The sequence below is a fragment of the Holospora undulata HU1 genome (assembly GCF_000388175.3).
GTDB classification, from domain to species: Bacteria; Pseudomonadota; Alphaproteobacteria; order Holosporales; family Holosporaceae; genus Holospora; species Holospora undulata_A.
Window position 1 is genome coordinate 1 of the sequence record NZ_ARPM03000158.1, and the last position, 9,538, is coordinate 9,538.

A 9,538-nucleotide genomic window follows, 5' to 3' on the forward strand; every position below is an offset into this window, starting at 1 on the left:
AATCTTTTATTAAAACATTAATTATTATTTCAGGAGGGGATTTCAATGCTGTTAAACATTTATTTTGACACTTTCAACACTTATGCCCTGCCCCCCCCCAACCTGAACCCCATCGAAGAATGAACATGTGCGCAATAATCGATTTTTCGTCTCTGCCAAAGAGTTTTTCAAGAGTATGCTGCATTTTTTCGACTAAACTTGGGACAACATCACCATGGATCTTGTCGAGCGCATCAATGACAACTTTCAACGCTTTAGTCCAACACTTTCAGTTTGATTTGGTATAAGATAGTGTGCTGAACATTAGCAAATCTAAACTTTTTTATCGATTTTTTCATACAAAATTCATACAAAAAATTAACGCCCCAATATCAATGCTTGTCGTTCGCACAAAAATGAATACTAAAAATCGCTCCTTAAGCCAAATTTAAAACATCAGCTATAACTTTTGTACTTGTTTCTGCAAATCCCAAAGGAGTTTTTACGTTAGACCATATTTTTTCAAAATTTTGAGGATCTTTTGAAATTTGATTAGAATTCAATAAGACCTTTAAAGCACTTTCTAAGCCTTCAGGAGTAAAATTTTCTTGCAAATATTCAGGAGCAACCATTTTTTTTGCAAGAATATTAACCAATCCCACATAAGGAGTTGTAATCAAGCGTCGCAATATCCACGCCAAAACGCAGTGCACTCTATATCCAATTACCATGGGGGTACCGCACAGAGCTAGCTCTAACGTTACTGTTCCTGAGCAAGCTAGTGCTGCAGTAGAATTTAAAAATATTGATTTTTTTAACAAAGAATCTGTGACGACTAGATACTTTTCTTGTTCAAACAATTCTTTATGTTCTGGAAGAGTGACTATAACGACTTGAAGATTTTTTACAGCGCGCCTAAGAAGTTCTACACTCTGTTTAAAAACTGGCCAACATCGTTTGATTTCTGAAATCCTACTTCCAGGAAGAATGCACAGCAAAGGATGAAGAGATGAAAAGCTGGGATAAGTACTCCAAAACACATCCCTGTTCACAAAAGACTGATCGGCCAAGGGATGTCCGACCCAAAAACAAGGAATCTTTGGAAAAAACTTTTTTTCAAATTCAAAAAGATGAAGCAAATAATCGGTCTTTTTTTCTAAAGTCCTTGCTCGACTTTTTCTCCATGCCCAAACTGAAGGGGCAACGCAATGGATCCGCTTTGTTATCTTACGTACAGAATGACTTACTCGAAGAGAAAAGTCCGGGCAATCTATCGTTAACAAAAGATCTGGACGCTGAAGAAAAATAGCATTGACCGCTTGATAATACCGCTTTATTAAAGAAATTCCATTTTTTAACACAGAGCCAATCCCCATGTGGCACAATTCTGTGTAGGGAAACAATGAAACAAATCCCCCGGACTCTTCCATTAAAGGGCCTCCAATTCCAGAAAAAACAATGTCAGGATATTTTTGGCGCAAAACAGCCAATAAGGAACCTCCTAGTGCATCCCCTGAAGGTTCCCCGGCTATCACCCATACTTTTCTAAACGAAGAATGTATTTTTGTCAATGTGCTAAGCCGTGATCCATTTGTGCATTCTTTTTATAAAAAACGCACTTACCCCTATGCTTAAAAATCCGCCAAAACTACTTAATAAAAAAACACTCCATCTTTTCAGTGTAGAGCAAGTCTCTTGATTTTTTTCATCAGGATAAAAAAACTTGATCATTTTTTGGGTAATGTCAAATCCTCCCGAAATGTTCAAACACAGCATCATTACAGTGATGCACACTAAAATCTTGATACCTGTCTCATGGATCCCCTTTGGTAATCCTTTTACTGATTGATCAAGTAAAATAAGAACGCATATACTGGAAACACCGTTAGTCAAGCTCATCAATGGTGCATGAAAAATACTTGGAACCCGACACACGGTATAATACCCTAAAGCTATTCCTATCATAAATACCATTAAAAAATCCATAACAATTCCTCCTTTTTATGAAATGCTTTTTGAAAAGATTTTATGATCATTCGGTGATGCACATAGCTTCTAACAAAGGATCATCTTTTGGACTAGTCCAACACTTAGTTTTTGCATTCCAAAGTAAATTAATCAAAGCTAAAAGATTTTTTCCATACAGTAAACTAGCAGAAACTGCAAGGTCACTTAAAGGATAGAATGCTCCTATAGTAGTCACCTCTTCAAAACGAATCCCCTTTCCTGCTTGTGTAAAATCGCAATTTCCCAAAGCTCCCAGGTGTGTTGCAAGATCAACTATCACAGTGCCTGGTTGGCACAAAGAAAGCATTTCTTTGGTTAATAACAAGGGAGCATCCCCCCCATGAACAAGTGCACTGCAAATAACAGCATTGTAAGACGGTAATACCGTTTTTAAAAACTCTTGCTGAGCTCTTTGTTCTTGAACAGTTAATGCCCGCGCATATCCTCCAGAGCCTTCACCATCTTGAATTCCTGGAAGGTGAAGAAACTTCGCCCCTAAGCTTTCTACTTGTTCTTGAGCCTTTGCACGCACGTCACAAGCGCTTATTTTTGCTCCAAGACGACGCCCCATTCCTATGGCTTGAAGCCCTGCAACTCCCGCACCCAGTACCAATATCTGAGCAGGAAAAAGCGTTCCTGCGGCGGTAGTCATCATAGGCAAAATTCTAGGAAGACGGGATGCCACTTGTATAACCGCCCAATACCCCATAAGAGCAGCTTGAGAAGAAAGCACATCCATAAACTGAGCTCTTGAAATTCTAGGTAAAAGCTCTAAAGCATATGCTTGGGTAAAAAAATCTTTATAAAGCTCTGCTTGGGTTTTTCCTCCTAGCAATCCAACAATGCGCGTGTGCCGAGGTAGCAAATTTAAGATTTCTGATGAGACCCCCCCTACAGAAAGAAGCAGCGCTGCATCACGACATAAATCCGCTTTATCATCAGTCCACTTTACTCCTTGAGCTTTATAGGAATCTACAGAAAACGGAACAGTACAATTTTCGAACCAAATTTCAAATCCCAGCGCCGTTAAAGAAGGAATATGTTCTGGAGCCAAAGCAACACGCTTATCTTGAACAACAGTGTTTGCAGGAACGATAATCTTCATAAACTCTTAAAGCTTCCTTTAAGAAACAAAGAAAATTATAGAAGCAACAAATTGTTTTTGTCAAGCAAGTAAAAACAGATTCTAAAAATATTAATGGGGGGAAAGAATACTAGGCCGTGTCCTAGCTTAGGAAAAAGGACAAGTGAAGCCAAGTAAATAACGCTAAGAAAGGTTACAAAAGTTTTCATGGCGATAGAAAAGGCAGGCTCCCCCTTACATAAACTGTCCTTGGCTGCCCCCTTTGTTTTCATGAAAAACACCCTTCATCCTATCCTACTGATCATCCCGCAACACATTTGAATTTTTATCAAATTCTCAAAAAGATATAGAAAAAATCAAATTAATTGAGAGCTCTTCCTAGTAAAAAATTTTCGATAAATTTTTACCGTCACATAAAATAAAAGAAAATGAAAAGCAATATCTAAAACGGTAAAAAAATCCCAAATTCTAAATAATTCCGTAATATCAAACAAAATCCAATTCCAAAATTTAAAAACTTCTTTTGCTAAGCCAAAACAATTAAAACAAAAAAGAAACGTAACTATTTGCGCACAACTTAATTTGTGAATGAAAAACACAATTCCTTTAGGATAATAGCGCTGAATCAAAAAAGGAATAAAAAAAACTAAAGCAGCAATACAAGGAAGAAGCGTTAATACATAAGGATAATAAGAAGGATATTTGTCGAAAGAAAAAAGAATTTTTATAACAAAGGAAAGTGCCAGTCCATAAGGAAGAAAAACAAGATAAAAGATGATTTCGTTTAAAAGTACATAAAAAAAAGAATTGATCCAGAAAGTTTTAAGTGCATAATTTTGCATTTTATCCAACTCTTGAGAAAGTTCGTTTTTTAAAGAGGGAGAAAACTCTATCCCCTTATTTTTAAGAAACAAAGGTTTGTAAAGCCAAAAGCTTAGACACATCAAGGGAATGAAAACTACAGATCCTAATATCAGCATAAGGGTGATTTTTTGCTCTAACTTTGCTTTTATAATAAAAAACCCTCCCGCCCCAACAGCAGATGAAGCGACCATAGGAGGAATAATATAGAGCAAAGCTTTTGTGCTTATTAAAGAAGATAGATAAAAAAACCTTTTTAACCAATCGTTTTTGAAAATTTTTTCATCAATCCATCCAATCCATTTTAAAATAAAAAAGAAGCACCCTGTTCCTATTAGTAAATAAAATTTATGACTAATCAAATCAAAAATAGGCCCATCAGCAAAAGCTTTGCTTACAAATGAACAGGTGGAAGAATATAAAAAATTAGAAATATAAAAAACTAATTTATGTATATAAAAAGCAAAAGAAAACCAAAAAACAACCATAGCTATAATAGCTACTATAAACATCTTTAAAAAGCACCACAATCCTCTAAAAATTCCAGGACTATATAGAGAAAAAAGTAAATTTTCATACTGCTGCACAAGGAAAGCACTTAAATTAGGTTGGTTCAAATCAGATTTTTTTGAATTGGATTTTTGTTCTGTTTTAAACATATCAAAATACTTTTTATTATTTGATTAAACGACATTCATTATAACATACACAATAAAAAATTCGAAATAATTTTTGAATTATTGGGAAATTCTCTTTACAATAATTTTAAGCATTGCTTTCAGTCTATAGTAATTTGGGTTGAATTAGGTTTAATTTTTTTGTTAAAATAAAAGGAAAATAAAAGGCAAATAACAAAGAGCTACAGCAACGATTTAAGACGAAGGGGAATAGAATATTTAGATGAGGGGAACGGGTGTATTGAAGCATCGCAACTATTTAAAACAAGTGTATCAGCGATAGGAAGGTGGCATAGAAAATTGGAATAGAAAATGCAGACAAGAAGGCAGGAATTTTCCTAAGAGGCGTGGTGGCTCAGAAAAAAAGATTGACTTAGAAAAGCTTGAAAAGCAAGTCAAAGAAACCCAAGATATGACCTTGAAAAAAGCTGCTCAAGAATTTGGGGGACAATCGGTTACTAGTTAAAAATATTGGCTATGACTAAAAAAAAGATATTAGGCTATGGCTAAAAAAAAGACTTTTCGTACGTGAAAGCAAGCCAAGTAAAGTAAAGAAAATAAAAGCGAATTCAGTATCAAGAATCGATCAAAGATATAGCTTATCCAAGTCTTGTATGTATTGATGAAAGCGGCATTGATATGGCTATGTGCAAAAACAGAAGGCTGGGGCAGAAAAAGTATATGAACAGCTTTGAATCCAACATCATCAGCATTTACGGAAAAAAAGCAAGGTCTGGCTAGATGCACTGCCTGAGCTTGTTGCGGCAATATCTTCAAAGCTAGATTTGCGTGATTTAAAAGCAGTCACTAATCTTACCTACAACTACGTCTTATCAGACTTCCAGGGCGATACCCCGAGTATCCTCAAGCTTGGCTTTGATAATGCAGGTTTTGAAGCAAGAATGCATTTGCGCTCAAGTGCTTTGCAGGATATGGCGCAGTTAAGGTGCTTGCTAAAGATAATGGCATATTGCTTTTGGAAAGAGCAGTGCCCGGCACATCTCTTAAAAGCTATTTTCCAAATCAAGAACATAAATCTGTCTAAATTTCCTGCGGAGTTATCAAAAAACTGCACCAAGATAATTCCTAAAGAGCACATATTCCATCACATCAAATACTGGCTTGCGGCTTTGGATAAGGACTGTCCCATTCCTGTTGGATATCTTCAAAAAGCAAGAAAGCTTAGGAATGAGCTTTTGCAAAGTCTTATACCAGATATTTTGCTCCATGGAGATCTCCACCATAACAATATCTTGCAAAATGCTGATGGCTGGTTTGTGATCGATCCCAAAGGTGTGATTGGCAAACCAGCTTATGAAGTGGTCGCTTTCATCAGAAATCCTATGCTGGAATTACTGAATCACCTTTGAATTGCCATCTCAGAGAATCCTTGATTGGTGCTTTGTGCAAGCGGTGCTTGCATGGGGGGTGGCGTTAGAGGATGGTTGTGATACAAGCTATTTCCAGCAATTAACAAAGATTTTTGATAAGATGTAGCATCACGATAAACAGTAAACAATTACTGACATTTGCTATTTTGGTTGGTAATATTGGCCATATTGAGCGGGTTACAACTGAGGTGCGAATGAGCAAGAATTCAAAAGATAAGTTCTTATTTATTGGTGGTTTTTAATATTTTAATCGTGATTATTCCCCTGTTTCTGACTGTACAGTGGATTTTTATTACGTTCAAAACAACTGACGTATCAAATGTCATTAATTTTTTTTGGAATGCTAGAAAAGACAATCCAAACACCCGAAGGATACGTCAACCTCAGCAATTTTCTTGGACTCCTCTGTTAAAGCTACTTGGCTTTAGCGCAGATTTCATCAGAGCTTTACCATTCCTCATTAGCTTATTTTTTCTTAAAACACTCTTTGCTCATTACAGAGATGGTAAGCTTATTTTTTCTTAAAACACTCTTTGCTCATTACAGAGATGGTAAATTTTTCACCAAAAGAAACGCCATGCTTTATCGAAAGCTAGGTATGCTGTATTTAATGGATTTAATTGATGCACTGTTTATCAAGTCATTCAGCCAGACATTGATGATTTTAGCTGTAACGATGACTAGTCCTCTTGGGTCCAGATATTTATCTATCTCTTTTGGAACGCCCAATTTATCTTCATTATTTTATGGAGTGCTCGTAATCATCGTCTCTTGGATCATGAGCGAGGCAAACAAGCTTCGTGATGAACATAAGTTCACAATATAAAGAAGTGGATTATGGGCATTATTGTGAATTTGGATGTCATGCTGGCTAAGCGAAAAATGAAGCTGCAAGACTTAGCTGATCGTATGGTATTACGGTTCAAAACTTATCGATCCTCAAAACAGGCAAAGTAAAAGCCATACGATTTTCAACACTGGAAAGCATTTGCGAATACTTTGATTGTCAGCCAGGGGATATTTTAGAATTTAAAAAGTATGGGCCATTAAAATGATGAGTCGATTATTTCTGATGTTTTGCATTTGTTTTTCATCTTTTGCGGCTGGGGCTACTGAGAGATCACCCCACAAACACCGATGCAGAAAAGTAAAATGGTGGCATAAAATATGACATACCTCCATCATCCCGCTTTACCACAAAAAGACTAGGCGCAAGATTCCCCTGATATTGCTTATTATTTCAGCAAGCCTTCAAGAGATAAGTTCCCAATTGCTATTTTAGTGAGTGGTTCATCTTTAGAAGACGACATTACAAGCATCATTCATTTTCATCGTTACGTTTTAAAAGAATTTTTAGATTTGGGTGTTGGAGTTGTCACTATTGAGCAACAATACGTTGTTGGCAATCAAATTAACGTACTAGAGTTTATAGAGCATTACACAAGGTATAACCGGTTGAGCGATCACCGCACAGTTATTGAATATCTCAAAAAGCATCCGCCCAAAGGATGGAATGGGAAGCTGATTTTCCTTGGTGTTTCTGAAGGTGGTCCTATTGTAACAGCGTTGACCACTGACTACTCATCAGATGCGCGTGCAACAAGAAATTGGTCAGGCGCGGGAGATTGGTCTTGGCGCGATAAGCTTTGGACTTTTTGCAAGACATGATTTTAAATACTCCTTGGTATGCAAAATTAAGAGCTCAGCTTCCTTCATGGATGCCATATTCACTTGATTTGTATTTTCCAAAATCACGAAAGGATCATGATAACGCTATGGATGAGACAATTAAAAATCCAAGCACCACACTTAAGCTTGCGAGCATGACCTATAAATATCATCACGATGCTTTAATCGTTTACCCAAAACCAGAATATGAAAAAATCAAAACCCCATATTTGGTCGTAGCTGGCGTGAAAGATTCGATTATCGATTCATCTGATGCTTTTGTCCGGAAGGCAAAAAAGACAGGCGCACCTGTAACTTATATGCGCATATCAGATATGGATCATTACGTCAGAAAAAAAGAAGATGTCATTAACGATTCATTTGCGTGGCTTAAAAAGCAGCTTGAGAATTGATTGAGGGACAAGGTTGCCCCCCCCCACACTCACACTTTAAGCCCTACTTAAGAAGCACCCAAATTTCGGTTAAAGATTCCGTTTCAGCTACCTCATAATCAAAATTGTAATAGCAAAATATGCAAGGAAGGTCCCCCAGTTCTTCACCGGACTGCGGTAACCAATCACGATAAATGCTGTAAATCGTGTCACCGATATTATCGCGCGAGCCTTTATGCATGGTGACAGCATACCTTCCAGCAGGTAGAGTGCGTTCTGTAACCTGATCATTCAATTTAAAATCTTGTGGAACGCTAAGGGCTAAATCAAAGCGAAACTCTTCTGGTTTCACTTCTCTTGGATCGTGGTAGCCAAAGCCAAAGGCTTCTCCTGCTTTAGGTTTTAGGTTAATGGGTTGTGCCTTTGCCCAAGTAATAAGCCTATCAAGCGTGTCTGATAATCTCATGGGATCTCCATGATGCTCCATTACAGCAACTCTTTTAGCTGGCAATTCTTTAATCGTTACGTCATAATTTTCTCACCTTTAATATGCGGTTGCGGTGGATTTTCGAAGCTTTCCCAATTAGCCTTACGCCTAAATTCGCTGGGACTTTGTCCGCAAATTTGTTTAAAAGCCCGACTAAACGATTCATGAGATTCGAATCCGGCATCCAATGCAATGTTAATAATTGTTTCCTCTTTATGGACAATCAATTGATGAGTAGCTCGTTTTAAGCCGCAACCACTTGATATAATTCATTAGAGGTAACCCAGTGTAAGCCGTAAATAACCGATGAAAATGATATTTTGAAAAACAAGCGATGCAGCAAAGCTCATCTAGCTCAAGCTCTTCATCAAGATGCTTGCCTATGAAATCAATCACTCTGTCGACTCGTTCTTTGTAACTCATAATATCCCGTACTTCAGTTGTAACCGTCTACATGGATAAAAATACGACGTTTCTGTTTTTTATGCTTGACCACCATTGCTAATCTTCATTTAGTTATACTGCCATATGTAAAAGTTTAAGTAAGTTGCGAACAGAATCCATGACAGATAAGGAATCATCAGCAGCGAAACCGCTTTCATTTTTTTGTAAGTCAGATAAATAAGCGCACAGACCAGAATATCCATAGCGACCAAAACTACGAGAGAAATCCCGGTTAAATGGTAATGGAAAAACAAAGGTGTCCAGCTCCAGTTTAAAATGAGCTGAGTTACGTATAATGTTGTGATAACACTTAGCTTAGGAAATGAAGACGTGCGCCAAATGAGCCAGCCGCAAGCGCCAATCATTCCGTATAAGATAGTCCAAGCAACCGGAAATACATAATTTGGCGGTGTCAGGGGTGAGCGATTTAACGTGCTATACCAAGTGCTAATCTCTGGCTTGGTTAGAGAGCCGATAGCTCCACCAATCGCTATAAGTGCCACAATCCAGATGATTAAAGAGAAGCGGGTTTTATTTTGCATCTTCTG

15 protein-coding genes and 1 pseudogene are annotated in these 9,538 nt (G+C 37.3%); 7 read left to right on the forward strand and 9 right to left on the reverse strand.

What is annotated here, in order from left to right; translation table 11 throughout:
• Nucleotides 1-73: 73 nt before the first annotated feature.
• From K737_RS10295 to K737_RS04585, 5 genes are all read right to left on the reverse strand, one after another.
• Nucleotides 74-250 (reverse strand): hypothetical protein, encoded by a 177-nt coding sequence (locus K737_RS10295; RefSeq protein ID WP_023491240.1) that lies wholly within the window; start codon nt 248-250, stop codon nt 74-76.
• A gap of 166 nt (nt 251-416) precedes the next feature.
• The gene (gene lpxB, locus K737_RS04565; protein ID WP_006300674.1) at nt 417-1,514 is read right to left on the reverse strand and encodes a lipid-A-disaccharide synthase; all 1,098 of its coding nucleotides are present in this window, start codon (nt 1,512-1,514) and stop codon (nt 417-419) included.
• A 40-nt stretch (nt 1,515-1,554) separates the two neighbouring features.
• Entirely contained in the window at nt 1,555-1,965 is a 411-nt protein-coding gene (locus K737_RS04570) for a proton-translocating transhydrogenase family protein (RefSeq protein ID WP_006300683.1), read from the reverse strand.
• Between the two features lie 46 nt (nt 1,966-2,011).
• On the reverse strand, nt 2,012-3,091 hold the full coding sequence (locus K737_RS04575; RefSeq protein ID WP_006300685.1) for a Rossmann-fold NAD(P)-binding domain-containing protein: 1,080 nt from the start codon (nt 3,089-3,091) through the stop codon (nt 2,012-2,014).
• Nucleotides 3,092-3,426: 335 nt separating this feature from the next.
• Complete coding sequence (locus tag K737_RS04585; protein ID WP_006300687.1) at nt 3,427-4,590, reverse strand: hypothetical protein; 1,164 nt, start codon at nt 4,588-4,590, stop codon at nt 3,427-3,429.
• 228 nt (nt 4,591-4,818) lie between these two features.
• Between K737_RS04585 and K737_RS12080 the strand changes: the two genes are divergently transcribed.
• From K737_RS12080 to K737_RS04610, 7 genes and pseudogenes are all read left to right on the forward strand, one after another.
• Nucleotides 4,819-4,917, forward strand: coding sequence for a hypothetical protein (locus K737_RS12080; RefSeq protein ID WP_407636455.1), 99 nt, complete (start codon nt 4,819-4,821; stop codon nt 4,915-4,917).
• Nucleotides 4,918-4,975: 58 nt separating this feature from the next.
• Nucleotides 4,976-5,074 carry a hypothetical protein gene (locus tag K737_RS11470; RefSeq protein WP_268743861.1) on the forward strand — a complete coding sequence of 33 codons (99 nt, stop codon included), beginning with the start codon at nt 4,976-4,978 and terminating at the stop codon, nt 5,072-5,074.
• A 319-nt stretch (nt 5,075-5,393) separates the two neighbouring features.
• Entirely contained in the window at nt 5,394-5,978 is a 585-nt protein-coding gene (locus K737_RS04590; protein WP_006300689.1) for an aminoglycoside phosphotransferase family protein, read from the forward strand.
• A 439-nt stretch (nt 5,979-6,417) separates the two neighbouring features.
• On the forward strand, nt 6,418-6,825 hold the full coding sequence (locus tag K737_RS04600) for a DUF2975 domain-containing protein (RefSeq protein WP_075260358.1): 408 nt from the start codon (nt 6,418-6,420) through the stop codon (nt 6,823-6,825).
• An 11-nt stretch (nt 6,826-6,836) separates the two neighbouring features.
• Nucleotides 6,837-7,054, forward strand: a pseudogene (locus K737_RS12085) (helix-turn-helix domain-containing protein).
• A gap of 226 nt (nt 7,055-7,280) precedes the next feature.
• Nucleotides 7,281-7,667 carry a hypothetical protein gene (locus K737_RS04605; protein ID WP_006300692.1) on the forward strand — a complete coding sequence of 129 codons (387 nt, stop codon included), beginning with the start codon at nt 7,281-7,283 and terminating at the stop codon, nt 7,665-7,667.
• Nucleotides 7,664-8,080, forward strand: a complete 417-nt coding sequence (locus tag K737_RS04610) for an alpha/beta hydrolase family protein (RefSeq protein ID WP_006300693.1) — start codon at nt 7,664-7,666, stop codon at nt 8,078-8,080. The genes K737_RS04605 and K737_RS04610 overlap by 4 nt, the downstream gene beginning before the upstream one ends.
• A 43-nt stretch (nt 8,081-8,123) precedes the next feature.
• Here K737_RS04610 and K737_RS10565 read toward each other — a convergent pair whose 3' ends face one another.
• From K737_RS10565 to K737_RS04620, 4 genes are all read right to left on the reverse strand, one after another.
• Complete coding sequence (locus tag K737_RS10565) at nt 8,124-8,579, reverse strand: AraC family transcriptional regulator (RefSeq protein WP_268743863.1); 456 nt, start codon at nt 8,577-8,579, stop codon at nt 8,124-8,126.
• Nucleotides 8,580-8,581: 2 nt separating this feature from the next.
• Complete coding sequence (locus K737_RS12090) at nt 8,582-8,773, reverse strand: helix-turn-helix domain-containing protein (protein ID WP_200863619.1); 192 nt, start codon at nt 8,771-8,773, stop codon at nt 8,582-8,584.
• Nucleotides 8,760-8,969: an AraC family transcriptional regulator gene (locus K737_RS10575; RefSeq protein ID WP_024161469.1), complete on the reverse strand. Its 210-nt coding sequence runs from the start codon at nt 8,967-8,969 to the stop codon at nt 8,760-8,762. Before K737_RS10575 ends, K737_RS12090 begins: the two co-directional genes overlap by 14 nt.
• Before the next feature lie 89 nt (nt 8,970-9,058).
• A partial coding sequence (locus K737_RS04620) for a TspO/MBR family protein (RefSeq protein ID WP_006300694.1) occupies nt 9,059-9,538 on the reverse strand: 480 nt, incomplete at its 5' end.